Annotated in this window: 14 protein-coding genes and 2 pseudogenes; 5 read left to right on the top strand and 11 right to left on the bottom strand. The window is 42.8% G+C overall.

Going from position 1 to position 15,871, the window contains the following annotated elements; translation table 11 throughout:
• Positions 1-513: 513 nt before the first annotated feature.
• Complete coding sequence (locus tag F8S12_RS31160) at positions 514-720, bottom strand: hypothetical protein (protein ID WP_196520160.1); 207 nt, start codon at positions 718-720, stop codon at positions 514-516.
• A 176-nt stretch (positions 721-896) separates the two neighbouring features.
• Here F8S12_RS31160 and F8S12_RS31155 point away from each other — a divergent pair, with 176 nt between their 5' ends.
• Positions 897-1,334 (top strand): hypothetical protein, encoded by a 438-nt coding sequence (locus tag F8S12_RS31155; RefSeq protein WP_196520158.1) that lies wholly within the window; start codon positions 897-899, stop codon positions 1,332-1,334.
• 155 nt (positions 1,335-1,489) lie between these two features.
• Here F8S12_RS31155 and ilvB read toward each other — a convergent pair whose 3' ends face one another.
• From ilvB to F8S12_RS31135, 4 genes and pseudogenes are all read right to left on the bottom strand, one after another.
• Positions 1,490-3,403 (bottom strand): biosynthetic-type acetolactate synthase large subunit, encoded by a 1,914-nt coding sequence (gene ilvB, locus F8S12_RS31150; RefSeq protein WP_196520157.1) that lies wholly within the window; start codon positions 3,401-3,403, stop codon positions 1,490-1,492.
• Between the two features lie 132 nt (positions 3,404-3,535).
• Positions 3,536-4,798 (bottom strand): MFS transporter, encoded by a 1,263-nt coding sequence (locus tag F8S12_RS31145; protein WP_196520156.1) that lies wholly within the window; start codon positions 4,796-4,798, stop codon positions 3,536-3,538.
• A 226-nt stretch (positions 4,799-5,024) separates the two neighbouring features.
• On the bottom strand, positions 5,025-5,597 hold the full coding sequence (locus tag F8S12_RS31140) for a hypothetical protein (RefSeq protein WP_196520154.1): 573 nt from the start codon (positions 5,595-5,597) through the stop codon (positions 5,025-5,027).
• 13 nt (positions 5,598-5,610) lie between these two features.
• A pseudogene (locus F8S12_RS31135) lies at positions 5,611-5,724 on the bottom strand (transposase); the annotation flags it as partial.
• Here F8S12_RS31135 and F8S12_RS41180 point away from each other — a divergent pair.
• The 4 genes and pseudogenes from F8S12_RS41180 to F8S12_RS31120 all read left to right on the top strand — a co-directional run.
• Positions 5,720-5,890, top strand: a pseudogene (locus tag F8S12_RS41180) (substrate-binding domain-containing protein); the annotation flags it as partial. The pseudogenes F8S12_RS31135 and F8S12_RS41180 sit on opposite strands and share 5 nt — an antisense overlap.
• Positions 5,891-6,025: 135 nt before the next feature.
• On the top strand, positions 6,026-8,155 hold the full coding sequence (locus F8S12_RS31130; RefSeq protein ID WP_196520152.1) for a WD40 repeat domain-containing protein: 2,130 nt from the start codon (positions 6,026-6,028) through the stop codon (positions 8,153-8,155).
• A gap of 119 nt (positions 8,156-8,274) precedes the next feature.
• The gene (locus F8S12_RS31125) at positions 8,275-8,457 is read left to right on the top strand and encodes a type II toxin-antitoxin system HicB family antitoxin (RefSeq protein WP_196520150.1); all 183 of its coding nucleotides are present in this window, start codon (positions 8,275-8,277) and stop codon (positions 8,455-8,457) included.
• 129 nt (positions 8,458-8,586) lie between these two features.
• The gene (locus tag F8S12_RS31120) at positions 8,587-9,705 is read left to right on the top strand and encodes a ferrochelatase (RefSeq protein ID WP_196520148.1); all 1,119 of its coding nucleotides are present in this window, start codon (positions 8,587-8,589) and stop codon (positions 9,703-9,705) included.
• A gap of 393 nt (positions 9,706-10,098) precedes the next feature.
• Here F8S12_RS31120 and F8S12_RS31115 read toward each other — a convergent pair whose 3' ends face one another.
• The 6 genes from F8S12_RS31115 to F8S12_RS31090 all read right to left on the bottom strand — a co-directional run.
• Positions 10,099-10,383: a YiaA/YiaB family inner membrane protein gene (locus F8S12_RS31115; RefSeq protein ID WP_196520162.1), complete on the bottom strand. Its 285-nt coding sequence runs from the start codon at positions 10,381-10,383 to the stop codon at positions 10,099-10,101.
• A 280-nt stretch (positions 10,384-10,663) separates the two neighbouring features.
• The gene (locus F8S12_RS31110) at positions 10,664-12,271 is read right to left on the bottom strand and encodes a DUF4335 domain-containing protein (protein ID WP_196520146.1); all 1,608 of its coding nucleotides are present in this window, start codon (positions 12,269-12,271) and stop codon (positions 10,664-10,666) included.
• A gap of 249 nt (positions 12,272-12,520) precedes the next feature.
• A complete protein-coding gene (locus F8S12_RS31105) occupies positions 12,521-13,126 on the bottom strand; it encodes a DUF3038 domain-containing protein (RefSeq protein ID WP_196520144.1) in 606 nt (201 codons plus the stop codon).
• A 639-nt stretch (positions 13,127-13,765) separates the two neighbouring features.
• Positions 13,766-13,963: a DUF6887 family protein gene (locus F8S12_RS31100; RefSeq protein ID WP_196520142.1), complete on the bottom strand. Its 198-nt coding sequence runs from the start codon at positions 13,961-13,963 to the stop codon at positions 13,766-13,768.
• A gap of 27 nt (positions 13,964-13,990) precedes the next feature.
• Positions 13,991-14,653 carry a Uma2 family endonuclease gene (locus tag F8S12_RS31095; RefSeq protein WP_196520141.1) on the bottom strand — a complete coding sequence of 221 codons (663 nt, stop codon included), beginning with the start codon at positions 14,651-14,653 and terminating at the stop codon, positions 13,991-13,993.
• Positions 14,654-14,720: 67 nt separating this feature from the next.
• A partial coding sequence (locus F8S12_RS31090) for an endonuclease MutS2 (protein WP_196520139.1) occupies positions 14,721-15,871 on the bottom strand: 1,151 nt, incomplete at its 5' end.

The raw sequence follows: 15,871 nt of genomic DNA, 5'->3' as shown, positions 1-15,871 counted from the left end.
CTTATAAAGGGGAGGGAACTAGATTTCTATTTTCCCCCCTTTCTAAGGGGGGATTAAGGGGGGTAATTCGACTTGTGTGTACGCCGTAGCTTATAAAGGGGAGGGAACTAGATTTCTATTTTCCCCTCTTTCTAAGGGGGGATTAAGGGGGGTAATTCGACTTGTGTGTACGCCGTAGCTTATAAAGGGGAGGGAACTAGATTTCTATTTTCCCCCCTTTCTAAGGGGGGATTAAGGGGGGTAATTCGACTTGTGTGTACGCCGTAGCTTATAAAGGGGAGGGAACTAGATTTCTATTTTCCCCTCTTTCTAAGGGGGGATTAAGGGGGGTAATTCGACTTGTGTGTACGCCGTAGCTTATGAAGGGGAGGGAACTAGATTTCTATTTTCCCCCCTTTCTAAGGGGGGATTAAGGGGGGTAATTCGACTTGTGTGTACGCCGTAGCTTATGAAGGGGAGGGAATTAGATGTTTTAGTTTCCCCTTTCTAATGTTATTTTGGCGATCGCATTTGTTATTTTGGCGATCGCATTTGTTGATTCGGCGATCGCAGTTGTTGATTCGGCGTTCGCAGTTGTTGATTCGGCGTTCGCAGTTGTTGATTCGGCGTTCGCAGTTGTTGATTCGGCGTTCGCAATTGTTGATTCGGCGTTCGCAATTGTTGATTCGGCGTTCGCAATTGTTGATTCGGCATTCGCAATTGTTGATTCGGCGTTTGCATTTGTTGATTGCACGTATTCTCAAAAAACAAATCGATATAAAAAATGAGTAAAAATACAGACAAACTCGTAATTATTTCGTTGAAGTTTTAATGAAATCAATCCACAAAACTACCCATCTCAGGCAAAAGGATACTCCACTATCTTGAAAAAGGAATTATTAAAAAAAGGATATCTCATGTCTTTAAGAACTCGTAGTTCTGCTGCTGTTGACAAAGCCCAACTTCGTCTCGCCTTGCTTAAATCCGTTGATGAAAATCTGGATTTAGGACATGGATTAACCATTGAAGCCTACAACCACCTCATCAACACTACCCGTGCGACGGTAGAAGCTCATAACACGCTTGTGTCCAATCTTGAAGAATCGCGTAAGACAGTAACTCAGATGGATAAAGCCCTCTCCGAAATGTCTGAACGAATGCTAAGTGGAGTTGCAACTATCTACGGCAGAAACAGTATAGAGTATTCCAAAGCTGGCGGTTCTAATGGAAAAAGAAATAAACAATCTAGTTCAAAAGTTGCTCCAGTTGTAGCGGTTCTTGCCAGTCAACCTGCTCAAGCTGCAATTGCGAATGCGTCAACTAACGGTAACGGCACAACTCGTTTGCTACAATAATCCACTTTTTGCATAAATCTAGTGCTGTGTCAAGCCTAAATTTGTGCATTAAATGTAATGCAAGATAAAAGGGGGCAGGAATTAGGGGGAATTCCAACATCTTTCTCCCCTTCTCCTTGCTCCCCTACCTCTCTAGTCTGAATTATCAAAAAGCGTTACAACTTTGTCCCACACTCAGCGCAGAAGTTATGGGTAGGAGCATTTTTCGCATTACACTGGCTACAATACACTGACTCTACTGCGGTTTTCGGCGCTTGCTTCTGCAATCCGACCATTTGAGCGTTGCTTTTGCCAGGGACTACCATTGGATAGCAGTTTTCGTCTCTGGTGACGTGGGCATTCACGATGACGGGGCCTTTGTGTGCCAACATTTCGGCGATCGCATCTTTTAATTCACTGCGATCGCGGATTACCATACCTTTAATTCCATAAGCTTTTGCCAATAACTCAATATCTGGCATCCCTACTTCCATATTTGAGCATGAGTAACGCTCACCATAAAAGGCTTGTTGCCACTGGCGCACCATCCCTTGCCAGCCGTTATTGATAATTAATGTCTTGACATTTATCCCATACTGTGCAAGTGTTCCTAGTTCCTGTAAACACATTTGGAAACTAGCATCGCCACTAATACAGATGACTTCTTCATCAGGAAACGCCACTTTAGCGCCCATTGCCGCAGGTAAGCCAAAACCCATCGTTCCCAAACCAGCACTAGAAATCCAGCGCCTTGGGCCATTCTTCAGGAATTGTGCTGCCCACATTTGATGTTGTCCCACGTCTGTGGTGTAGAAAGCGTGGGGTGCTTGGCGACTAACTTCTACGATCACTTCTTGGGGTGAAATGCTGTCGGGATGATGCGGCACTATTAAAGGATACTCTTCGCGCCAACGGTTAACTAAATTTAACCACTCTTGGTTTTGATTAGGTGTGGCTTTTACCCCTGTTTCTTGGCATCGACGCAACAAGTCAATCAACACGTTCCGCACATCGCCGACGATAGGCACTTCGGGAATGCGGTTTTTGCCGACTTCTGCGGGATCGATGTCGATGTGAATTACTTTGGCATGGGAGGCGAATTCGTCTAACTTGCCTGTGACGCGATCGTCAAATCTAGCACCGACGCAAATCAGCAAGTCACAATCACTAACGGCGAAGTTAGCGTAAGCAGTGCCGTGCATTCCCAACATTCCCAAAGCTAGGGGATGATGTTCGTCAAAAGCACCGATCCCCATTAACGTTGTGGTGACAGGGATATCGAATAATTCAGCTAGTTGTTTGATTTCTTCATGGGCATTAGCTGCGATCGCACCACCACCGACATACAATAGTGGACGGCGACTTTCAGTAATTAACTGGATAGCTGCATTTATTTGCCGGGGATTTCCCTTCACCGTGGGACGATAACCACGTAATTTTACTGAACCTGATTTTACAGGTACATAGTCAAATTCTTCTAAAGCCACATCTTTGGGGACATCAATCAAAACTGGCCCCGGACGCCCAGTGCTAGCAATATGGAAGGCTTCAGCAACAATTCGCGCCATCTCTTTGGGGTCACGCACTACATAAGAGTGCTTGACGATTGGTAGCGTAATCCCATAAATATCGGTTTCCTGAAACGCATCTGTACCAATCGACGGACGTGCTACCTGTCCTGTAACCACAATCATTGGGATTGAATCCATGTAGGCTGTGGCGATGCCTGTCACCAAGTTAGTTGCTCCTGGGCCAGAAGTACCAAAGCATACTCCTACCTTCCCCGTGGCACGGGCGTAACCGTCGGCGGCGTGGGCTGCGCCTTGTTCGTGTCTCACGAGAATATGCTTAATAGCACCAGTTGCTTCCACCTTATACAGGTCATCATAAATTGGCAGAATCGCCCCACCAGGATAACCAAAAATATACTCAACGCCGTGGCGATGAAGGCTGTCAAGCAGAGCAAAACCGCCAGATGCACGTTTGTACACGACTGGCTCCCTAGAAGTATGGGATTGTTTGTGATTCTCGATTTGTGGAAGACTAACTTGGGAAGGCAATTCTCTTGCGGAGACACTTTGTGAACGCACGGTTAAACCTCAGACTATAGCTAAACTTAATGCTGAATTCTGTATTTAAGATTTCATTTTAATTGAAAAGTTCAATCAAATTCGGAGAATTTTATATATTAAACATAAAGCTAGATTATTAGATTACATTAGTTAAATTACGTCTTGCAAGACTTTGCGGGTATTTTTCCAAGCCCAAACACCGACAACTACGACAACAATACTCATTCCGACAAGCACAGTTCGCAAGCCCAGAGCATCAGTTAATGGCCCAGTAATCGCTAGGGGTAAGGCCAGAGCGATGTTAACAGCATGATTTTGAAAGCCAAATACTTTACCGTGCATGGTAGGTGGTGTTTGCTGTTGAATTAAAGTTTGCATAGGCACACCAATTAGGGCTGCACCTATACCCAAAAATGCACAGAGTCCTAGCGCCAGCAATAAGTTTTGGGTAAAAGTAAACAACCCTAAAACTAGTGCTATCATCAAAAATCCAATTAAAGGTAAGGGCTTGTGATGAAATTTATCACCCCAGTGACCCAAAATAGCTGCACCTATCACCATACCCACCCCTGCTGCCGCCAAGAAAAAGCCAAACTGTTTTTCTTTTAGACCAAACTCCTCGGCTAATCGAATCGTCAGGACTGTTAACGCTGCAAACACACAATATAAGGTAGTTAGTTGTAGCATGGCATTCAAGATCAAACGGTTTTTCTGGAGATAGCGCACACTCTCAGTAAATTCAGCCCAAGGGTTATTTTTGTCTTGATGTTCCTGCTGGAGTTTGGATTCTTTAAACTTAATCAGCTGCATGAGGGCAGCCGATAATATGTATAATCCGCCAACGACAACCTCTTGACCGTATTCTTCTCCCATCAAGGTTTTTGCCAAACTCAAAATCGGCTCTCCGATTGCAAAGCCAATAATTAAGGCTCCCATCGTTGTGCTAGTAAACAGCGCATTGGCTGCCAACAAATTTTCTCGCTTCACCAACAAGGGAATAGATGCCTGTTCAGCTGGTGCAAAAAACTGCGTCACCGTGGAAATGGCAAAAGTCAGGATTAACAGAATTAGAAACTCTCGTGGTAATAAAGGAAGACACAGGGTCAATATTCCCCGCACGACATCTGAGCCAACCAGAATTAGCTTTTTTGGAAAGCGGTCAACAAAGATCCCACCGGCAGAACCGAACAAAATTGCTGGTATTGTAAACGCCAGCATCAAAGTTGAGTACATTGAGTTTTGTGCCAACCCAGGAAGCGGTGAGTAGTTCTCCAAGAGAGCAATTAACAGAACGAAAAAGACCTTATCTGCTAATTGGGACAACACTTGCCCAATCCACAGAAGCATAAAACCACGGTTTTTTAGCAGTGCGCCAAACCCGTTATTAACAGCAGCAGGTTCAGTTGGAAACATTAGATACTTTGGATAGGTGGGGCATTGGGCAAAACAGTTCCGTTAGCGGTAGCGGGGCGTTTAGCCCGTTCCGAGTTAAGAGTGCTGAGTAAAGAAGTGAAATTCCCCACTCAGCACTCATTACTCATTACTCAGCACTCATGAGAAGCATTGGGCAGAGGGGAGAATAAATGCTGACTCCAAACTCCTGACTCCTAACTCCTGTTTACTTACGCCATTGTCCGGATTAATTTGCTTCATAGCGCTTTAATAGCATAAGCAAAAACTCAGCTGCTGTCAGATGACCTTTGGGTGGAAAAATCCCAATGGATGAATCTACCCACCAGCCTTGTACAGTTTGGGGTAATTTCCACATTGACAAATGATCAACTGCTGGCTCTGCATAAAAGTTATCTTGCCCACTACCTAGCAAACAAGAACTCCAATGGGTGAAATAATCATGGCTCATGCGATGAATAGGAAAATTGCCCTGTAGTGGTACTCCCCATCCATCTATAGCAATAAATGCTTTGACACGACCACCCAAGAGTTGCCACAAACACGCCGCCCCTATTGCCCCAACAACGCCAGCACTAAAGCTAATGAATATAATTGGTGATTTTAGCTGATTGCCCAAGCGATCGCCCAAAAATTGCAAAATATGAAATGCTGATAAAACCAAAAAATCCTTACCTGGATAAACCAGTATATTTGCGTAATTAGGAGCGATCGCGCCATTAGAAACCATATCTAATAATCCTACTCTAAAGCTTTCAGTTAACTCTGGTTCATGAATTCCAGGGCAAATAATTATACTCATCTTTAGCATTACCTTTCATCACATGAAATCTATCTGCTACCACTTGAACATTAGGAATTAATTCTGCTACTAAATTTTTATAGCCTTGCCATAAATCTATACTTACTTCTTTTATTTGCTCTGTGATTCTCAAGGAATATCTGGAGGAAGCACCTGTACAGCAGTTGCTCAGTACTTTGGGACATAGGATGGTTCACTCACAATTTGAAATTCTCGGCCGTTATGATATCAACAAAATCGGGGAAGTTGTGCGACTGTTTAGAATGGATTGCAATGGTTGGTTGGTTGCGTAATTTAGGGAAAACTTGGCGTAAATTTAAATTCCTGCTGCAAGCACTCTTTAGGTATGAGCAACCTTCAGGGCTTGGTGATTTATAATTGATTGGGCAGAGATAAGCATCTACCAACAGTGAGGAGACGTTAGACTCATGGTTTCCAATGCAGAGCCGCCCCATTCTGAAAATAACAATCAAATTTGGGAATGTTTACCGACTACTTCCAACTATGTAGATCAAATTGCCTTCAGTCCTGATGGAAAAATATTAGCCAGCTTCCATAATGCATCGACTGAAACGATCAAACTCTGGGATGTAGCAACTGGTCAACAACTCTATACTGCTAATTTTGTTGATCTTCAAGAGGTTGCTGGAGGTCGCGAAGGGATTGATTTTTCGTTTTGCAAATCCTTATTTTTTAGCCCGAATGAAAAAGCTTTAGCCTATATTTTGACGTGTATGGGTTTTATTTGGGATTTTGCACTGGGAAAAGTAGTTAGCGTAAAAGCACTACAGTCACCTTTTGAGGATTACCCGTGGAACAATGTTGCTCTCAGTCCAGATTTGCAAATAGTAGTCTCAACCAATGAGAAAACTGGCATCATCAAGCTGTGGGAAACATCCACTGGAAAAGAAATTCATACTCTTTCTATTTGGGAGAACCCAAGGGATATTTATATCAACCAGTTTAGCCTGGATGGTAAAGTCTTTGCCAGCTTAATCTGGTTGGATGATTTTAACATTGACGAGATAATAAAGCTGTGGGAAGTCGAAACGGGAACAGAGCTTTGCAGTATCCCAGTGCAAGGTGTTACAGCAGAAAACAAGTATGGTGCTGTTCTTGCCTTTAGCTCAGATAGTCGTATCTTAGCTAGTAATTGTGGGGACAGCTTTGTTAGATTAGGAAACGGTCGTATTCTCAAAGAAGAAACTAAATTATTCAGAAGCACTATATTATTGACAGATGTAGTTAATGGCAAACAACTGTGCAAGTTTGAAGGAGTCAAGAATTACTCTAAGGATCTCTGGGGTTTTTGCGCTTTTTTGGGTAATAAAGTTGTATCCCTTGCTTTCAGCCCAGATAGTCAACTTTTAGCAAGTGGTGACTCAACTGGCACAATTACCCTATGGCAACTCAAAAAGGGATGGTTTCAACCTCTAATAGCTAAGAAAATTAAAACTTTTTCCCATGTTTCCAAACAACCGATTAACACCCTTGCGTTTAGTCCAGATGGAATAACTTTAGCCACTGGACACGGCGACAACAATGGCGGAATTACTCTGTGGGATATAAAAAGTGGAAAAAAACTTCAAACCTTTGCTGGTCATGCAGTATCAGCTTCTAGAGTGTGTTGTAGTGGTTTCGCGGATCGTGACCAAGTAGCTGTTAGTCCTGATGGAAAGGCGATCGCTAGTAGTGGCTACAATGACATAATTAAACTCTGGGACACACAAACTGGCTCTTTCCTCCGTTCCCTTGAATCCAAATCTCATCCGGGTTCTGCTGAAAAAATCACCTTTAGTCAAGACGGTAAATTTTTAGTTAGTGTGAATAAGCCAGATATCGTCCTATGGGAAGTATCAACAGGTAGAGAAATTCAGTCAATCAAGCCTGATTCTGACTTATTATTTTGGGGTTCAAGAACTTTAAATCAGCATGGAGACTTACTAGCAATTGGTGAAAAATCTACAGATTTCGATAGTGGAAAGTTACGGATTAAAGTTCTGCAAATTCCTGATGGTCAAACAGTTTGTACGCTTATAGGTGACTATGGGTTCCCATCCCAAATTATCTTCAGTCCAGACAAGCGCTTTTTAGCTACTCGGCATAGTATGTCTGAGTTTGCAATATGGGAGATTGCAACTGGTAAGTTGATTCGTGTCATCAACACTGACTACGTTGAAGGTGATACCGACCCTGGAGATCCAGATCCAGTACTCTTCAGCCCAGATGGTAAAATTTTAGCAATTGCCGGAACCGCAAATATTACCCTATGGCAAGTTAGTTCTGGAGAAAAATTAGATACTATTAATCGTTACCATCGGGGTTGGGGAAGGTGCTTAACTTTCAGTCCCAACGGACAAACTCTGGCTTTTACTGAGAACACTGGGCTATATACTATCAAACTTTGGGATCTAAAAACTAGCAGCGAGATTTGTATCCTTCAACAAACCTTCAAGAGTATTACCTCGCTTAATTTCAGTGGTAATGGAGAAGTTTTAGTGAGTAGTTATAGTGATGGCACGATCGCAGTATGGCAGCAAAAGAAAGGTTTACTCTGATAAGTTGAGTAGTGCGATCGCATTTTTGCTAGATGGTTTGTGAAGAGCGATCGCATGGATAAGTTATCATGTGTTGAGTATTAATATTTTTATGAATACAAAAGAATGGAGTCGATATAATGCAAAGTTCAATATCTACTCACTTGACTATTGAAGTTGAACAAGAAGAAGACGGCCGTTGGATTGCAGAAATCTTAGAAATACCGGGTGTTTTGGTGTATGCTTCGACTCAACAACAAGCGATATCCAATGTGCAAGCTTTAGCTTTGCGAGTGATTGCTGACAACTTGTATGTCTTTTGATGTATTATTTTAATTTTTGCACCTATCCTATCCCCCTGGATAGGATAATATTTTACTAGTAGGGGAAATATTTAAAACATTCCCTAACTTTAAATTTCTCTGCACTCTGGTTATATTGAGGGACTTATTGTGGTTGCTACGCCGGAAAAACTGCTACATACTCACGAGCAATTATCAGGTAAAGACCGTGTAGCCGTACTGCTCATGGGCTACGGCGAAGTCGAAAGCTACGAAGATTTCGCCAACTATAACGAACAGGCTTTAAATCTACTGACAGCAAAATTTGCACCAGTACCAACCTGGATTTATCCGCCACTGGCAAAACTTTTGGCACTATTTGACCGCCATGAGTGGGGACACACACACCACGATTTTATCTCCCCACACAATGCCATCTTTGAACAGCAGCGTGCTGGTATTGAGAAGAATTTACAAGAAAAATGGGGCAATAATGTCCAAGTTTTCAAAGCTTTCAACTTCTGCGCCCCCTTTCTGCCTAATCAAGTTTTGGCAGAAATCAAAAACCAAGGCTTTGATAAACTGCTAATTTACCCACTGCTGGTTGTTGATTCTATCTTTACCAGTGGCATTGCGATCGAGCAAGTTAACAATGCTCTTGTTGAGTTGAGTGATGGCGAAGAACATTGGGTTAAAAGACAGCGCTATATTCCTTCTTTCTTCAACGAACCAGCCTACATCGATTTAATGGCTCATTTGGTTGAGGAGAAAATTGCTGAATTAGGCGCAGCTTACCTACCTTCTCAAATCGGTATTGTGCTAATGAACCACGGCTGTCCCCATAAAGCTAAAGGATTTACCTCTGGGATTACCGAAAGTCAAGCGCTGTACGATTTGGTACGGGATAAATTGATTAACCGCTATCCCTTAATCTCGGTGGGTTGGCTCAATCATGACACGCCCCTAATTGATTGGACACAGCCAAATGCACAGCAAGCCGCCACTAATCTGATTCAATTAGGGGCAAAAGTAATAATTTTTATGCCAATTGGCTTTGCCACAGAAAATCACGAAACTCTATTAGATGTGCACCACATCATCCATGCTTTGGAGAAACAGCATCCTGGTACAAACTACGTGCAAATGGCTTGCGTCAATGACCATTCGGAATTTATGGCGATGGCGGCGCAATGGGCTGATGCTCATATTGAACAACTGTTATCAGAGCAAACTTTAGCAGTTAATCCCCAACTAGCTGGCGATCGCCATCACCACCATCATCATCATTGAGCAAGAATGTAGGGTAGGCAATACTACTCTACATCGGCTACACATCGGCTACTGAGCAAAATAATCCCACGTCTTGAAGGCGTGGGATTGTTGTACTAAAACTGAGCTTTTACTTTGCCTTAAGTTATCCCTCTTTTGTCACTCTGCGGAAGGGTAATCGCTAGAAGCCTGATCAGGCAATCAATACAAGCTATCTTATTAGAAAAAAATTGGTGTTGTATTAGTTATTAGAAAAAAATTGTGTAAACTCTTAGTAGATAAAAGCTCTAGAATTCAGAAATGGCAAATGTTTTCGGAGAGTGACAGAACAGGGATATTTCTGAAACGGCTTTTTGGTAAAGCTTTTTAATCTAATAATTGGCAATTCAAAATCCAAAATTGGTAAGACTTCCTTCATTTTAAATTTAGAGGATCGTGTTGTGAAAGCAATTTTTCTACTTTCGCCTCGTCTAACCTGGCGGTTAATCTTCTATTTTCGTGTAAGTCTCTAGTAGTTTTCGCCAAAGTAAAAGTTGAGCCAACAGAAAAACTTAAACCCATGCCCATGAAGCCTTTTACCCAGCTATTCACAGGCAAGTTTACAATACCGAAGGTGGTCATAGAAATAGAAATTACAAAAGCTGCCCAAGTTTGAATAACCCAAGCTGGACTGTCTTTTTGAGTACCAATAGTTTGCATATTTCCTACCTTTAATCTGGGTGATTTAACAGTAATTGTATTGATTGGTAGGTTTACTGGTATCAATAGTAAGACCAGTTTGATAACTGGACTCCAAAAGACAAGCTCAAAAACAATTTCAGTAAGTAGAAACTGGTACAACCATTGTGCCACTTTTTCAATTGTCATCGAACTGAAATCTTGCGGCATTCGTCAATGAGCCAAGGACTTTAGCTATTAGCCTAGTAATGAATTACTAGGCTGTTGTTGGGGCTAGTGCAATATCTCAGATTATAATTTACTATTCATCAGGAAAAGTCTGTACCTTGCCATCAGGACTAAGAACAACTCGAATTCTGACATTTTGTCCGCGTGTATTAGCGGAAACAAAAGGTTGACCAACTTCAGGCATCCCAGCACTATCAACGAATTCTCTTGCAGCCTTATTGAGAGGAAAAATTCGTTCAACTGTGCCGTCAATACTGACTATTAAACTGTACTCTAATGTTTGTCCCAGTCCAGTAGGTGGTTGCCAACGCTTTATTAAGTATTCTCTAGCTTCTGCTACTTGAGGTGTGTCAAATAATGTACCCCTAGTTGCCATTTCTCTGGATGGGGGGATTTTGCGTCCGTCCCCTAATTGATCGATAAATGGATTATTATCTCCAGTTCTAGACGAGGGAAGTTCTGAGGAGGGTTTATTTCCAGGAGAAGCTGCCCGTAGAGAATTGATTGTTTCGTCCAGCTGTTGTGAGGTCAGTGAGGGAGCTTGAGTAGGAGTATTGACACGACTATTATTGGGTATGGTGCTAAGAGACGGGGGAACTGGTGAAATATTTGGTGATAAGCTGCCTGGCGTAGAAGATAGGCTAGATGGCAAATTCCGGCGCTGAGGCAAAGCAGCCCCTGGGGGAGTTGACCGTGTAAGGTTCTGTTCAAGATTTGGTAAGATGGCAATTTCCTGGCGTGGGATTTTGCTGGATGGTGCCCCTGGATTGCTAGGAAGGGTTGAAATCGTATTCGGAGGTATTGTCAGTGCATTATTTGGTAATGGAGGTGGCACTGTAGAGAAATTGGAACTAGGAGATGTTAAGGGTGCTTGGGGCAAACTGGATGTGGGAAGCAGAGGGGTAGAGCCGAGCAAATTATCTGATGGGATGGTGAGTCCGGGTTGAGGCGTGGGAAAGATTAGTGAGGGTGAAGGTTCTAAAGCAGTCTTTACCTCTGCTGGATCTGCTGTTTTGGCTGTCTGCTGTTGCTTTTCCCTAATGTCGTTAGCATATTGCCAAGTAACTGGTAAAAAACCTACACCTAATACTAATACTGCGGCAATAGGTGCCCAAGTAGGGAACCTCAGAGTCGAACTCCTGCTGTTGAGAGTTGGGAGTGCCATGACATCAGTCGAGTATTCATCTAAAGCACTAGCCAAATCAAATAGTTGCAGCAGACTGAGTTGAATTACGGGGCTAGATGAGTGATTGGCGAGAGAACCGAGGAATAAGTTGTGATTTAAATAGCTGGTTGGTTCTAAGTGAATATTTGCCCCTGGAATCTGAGTACTAAAGGAATTTAATGTTTTTGTTGAGGACTTTAATTCTGGTTCATCCAGGGCTGTGCTTAACTTCTGGGTATCGGATAAACTGACCCAAAAGCTTTCTGGAGATTGTTGAAGGAATTGTTGTATGTAGCTTGTGACGGCATCATACAAAGCTTCGAGTTGATCGCGATCGCCCCGAATTGGAACTCTGTGTTCTTCTGGTAGTCGGGGATCATCAAAACGTAGCTCAAAACTGAGATGCTTGAGGACAGTTTTCCCCATCCAACGGGACAGAGGTGAGCTTTGCGCGAATATTTCTAGCGTGCAAGTCGGGGGTGTGTAGCGACGAATGACAGAATTTGATAGAGGCATGGCAGGAACTGCGAGGAAGACTATTTGGGATTTTGCAAAAAGTTGAGCCAGTTGCTTGCAAAGAAAAGTTGAAACGGCGGATTCCTTCACTCAGAACTTTGTTAAGTTCCTTCCGTTATGCAAACTGGTGTGCAAGGAGGAAGCTGTGCTGATAGTGCATCGCCCAAGAGCTAACGATTATCAAAAAGGTTTCCTGACCTAGCAAACTTTAATGAGCGAATTTTGGTTAAGGAATTTCAAATCTAAAATCTAAAATTTTGTCGAACGGTCTATAAGTGCTAGCCAGAGACGGCGATGCCCACCAGGAGCGCTGTAAAAAAGTAAATCTACAAGCAGTTTTAGGGACAGGTTGGTTAGTAAATCTGTTGAGATTTTTTCGTCCTCTTCCATCCGCTCTTGGTAGGTGTTGCAAAAAGCATCAATATAATCTCCAAGTAAAGCAGCCTGGTGAGGCTCCCGGTTATTTTCTGCCATTTGTTCCAACAGTCCGACAGCGCGGCGAATCAATTCCTGGTGCTGTTTGGCTAGGTAGCAGATGATCAGAACAAGCGATCGCGCTTCTTCGACATCTAGCTTTTTTCGCCCTCCTTGACCTTTGCGTAGGGGATTTGATTGGCGCAGTCGCCATAAAGCTACGCGATCTGGCACTCTTGACTCTAAATTCAGATCAGTTGCCGCCGAAAGCATAGCCTCTGAACCAATGCAAGCTAAGGTTTCTAGCGCTAACAGCACCAAGTCCAATTGGGTTTTGATATTGTCCCATTGAACTGTGTTTGGGGCTGGAAGCTTGATTAAATCCTCCCACTGGGAATTTGGCGTGGCTGAGTTGGCGGCCGAGTGCATAACTTTTAGCATAGGTGATCAAGCTGATAGGGGATGTTGCTGTTACTCATTTTGAAACCAGACTCTCAAGCATCAAGCTTGGTTTCCCATAGCTATGAGCCAGAGGCTTCAGCTAGATTTTTTCTATGTGGTAAACAGGAGGTATCTTTGTCCTAACTCTAGATGAAAATTTATTTTCAACAAAGTAGAAAATTATCAATTCTAGTTAAGGTTTACCCGACTTTCGCTGCTAGCTCCGTACAATAGTCTAAATAAACTATTGTTTTGAATGTTAACCGCTAATTATCGCTAAGTAATTATCTAGAATACCTCTTAATTTATTTGCAGTTTTAAATTTTGGAATTTCTTGATGTTTATTACTTGGTCTTCATGTATACATAGTTACTATACAAATCTTTTGCCTGTTTGTTAAAGGCGCTTCTTGCTGCTGGATAAGTGGTTACGCAAAATTATTTATGTCATTGCGAGCGAAATGAAATGCAGCGTTCGTGGAGAAGCAATCTCCAAACCGCAAGCGAATTGCTTCAGATTAGCTGTATTTCTGAATGCGTTAGAACCTTGGCGCAACCATGTCGATTGATTGTCATTGCGCCTTCTGTATACCCTGTGATCCACAGCCGAGAATGTTTCGACACAGGGTAAAGGTAATTTTTAGAGATTTTCTTGTGTCCGTTTTGCTTCTATTAGTTTTTGCAGTTCACCAATTTCATCTATAGTATAAAACTTCGGGTTAGGTTCAGCGTTAATTTTATCCATTAGAACGTAAAAAGCTTCTGTATCATTACGATTATCTAATAAATAACGTTTTAACTCTATTTTACTCATTGCTGCAAAGTTAGGCTTAGTCATTCGTCGTATCTCCATTTACCATTAGAGTTAATTTGTTTGCTGTCTTATCCACGCACGAAATGCTTTCATTGTCGCGTTTCTACCATTTGTTTTACTCAGCATCAAATATTCGGGAATCACTTGGTAAATTGAGAGATTGGGGAAAATAGAACTGGTATTTGATTCTACATATTTACCATCGAATAGCACGTTTATTTCCAACTTACTTCCATTCCATCGCCACAGTTCCGGTACTCTCAAAGCTTGATAATTATTGAAACGAGTGCGGGAGGTAATATCAATTTCAATAGCCAAATCTGGAGGCGGGTCGGTTTCTAAATTGATTCTATCTTTACCCCTAATTTTAGCTTCATTTTGGATATAAAAACAATCATCAGGTTCTATCCCAGCATCCATACTTTCTTGATTAAAAGTCGTAGAACCCAAACTCCAAAATTCCAAATCGAGTTCTTCTAATAAAACTTTTACCAAGTCCCCAATAATAACTTTAGCTACTTCATGTTCTGGTAATGGAGCCATTATTTCCAGCATTCCTTGACTGTAACTCATCCGAGAACTGCTTAGGCGTAGCCCGTCGTAGACATCGCTCCCCAATTCTGCCAAAATACATTTGTATGCCGACCAGGAGATGTCTTTAATTAACAACTGATGACCGGCTTTAACAATTAGTTGATTGAGTTCAAGTAACATAGAAAATTTCCTCCTCTTTTATAAGGAAAAATGGGCTGAATTAACAGCCTTCACATTTATTGCCGCTTTATTTGATGTGAGCGATGGTAACACCACTGCCGCCATCTGCTTGTTCTGCTGGTTCGTAGTTGTTCACTCTGGAATGCTGTTGCAAAAAGGCGTGGACACCTTGCCGCAGTTTACCAGTTCCGTACCCGTGAATAATCCATATTGGGCCTGTAGCTTCCGAGATGGCTTTATCTAGAATGTATTCGGAATCAGCTACTCGCTTACCGCGCAAATCGATGGTATTTTGGGAAGTCCGAATTTCTGGGACACTTGGGGGTGGTGGCGTTACTACTGCTGGGGCTGGTTTGGATTTGACGATCGCTTCGGCTTTTTGACCATCTAGAGATTCTACGTCTTCCAACTTCACAGTCATCTTCATTAGCCCAAAGCGAACGCTTAACTCCCCGTCTTCATCGGGGGCGGTGATCACATCTGCTGTTTGTCCCAGTTTAGGAACGCGGACGCGATCGCCTACTTTGGGCATAAACCCAACTTTTGGTTTTGCTGGCGTTGCTGGCTGATATTGCTGGCCGATTTGATTCAAAGCATTGGTGGCTTGCTGGGCTTCTTGGGCTGTGGGCGTACCTTTCTGCAAGCGGCGAATCACTTGGGCAATTTCACTTTTTGCCTGAGCGATCGCTTGTTGGACTGCTACTTCTTGTGAAGCCCGTAAACTGCTTTCCCTCTCCTCCAAACTTGCGGCTTTTGCGGATACTTCTTTGTATAAACGTTCCGCTTGATGTAACAAACTTTGGGCTTCCGCAGCTTTGGTTTCCTGGCGGCGGCGTTGCGCTTCTAAGCCAGCAATTACCTGGTTAACTTCATCTGTGGCTTCTCCCACTTGAGTTTTTGCCTGTTCTACCACTTCTGGTTTTAATCCCAAGCGTAGGGCAATTGTTAAGGCATTAGAACGTCCTGGGATGCCCCACAGCAGACGGTAAGTAGGCGAGAGAGTACTTTCGTCAAATTCTACAGAGGCATTTTCAAACCGCTCGTCTTCGTATTTTAGGGCTTTTAGTTCGCCGAAATGAGTGGTGGCGATCGTTAGTTGGGCGTGGTTGGCGAGATATTGTAACAAGGCGATCGCTAAAGCGCTACCTTCAACTGGATCAGTTCCGGCGCCGACTTCATCGAGTAAGACTAGGGAGTGGGGAGTGGGGAGTGGGGAGT

The sequence above is a fragment of the Nostoc sp. WHI genome (assembly GCF_015714725.1).
Taxonomy (GTDB): Bacteria; Cyanobacteriota; Cyanobacteriia; order Cyanobacteriales; family Nostocaceae; genus Nostoc.
The sequence above is the reverse complement of the archived record's forward strand: the minus strand, read 5'-3'. Positions and strand labels throughout refer to the sequence as shown.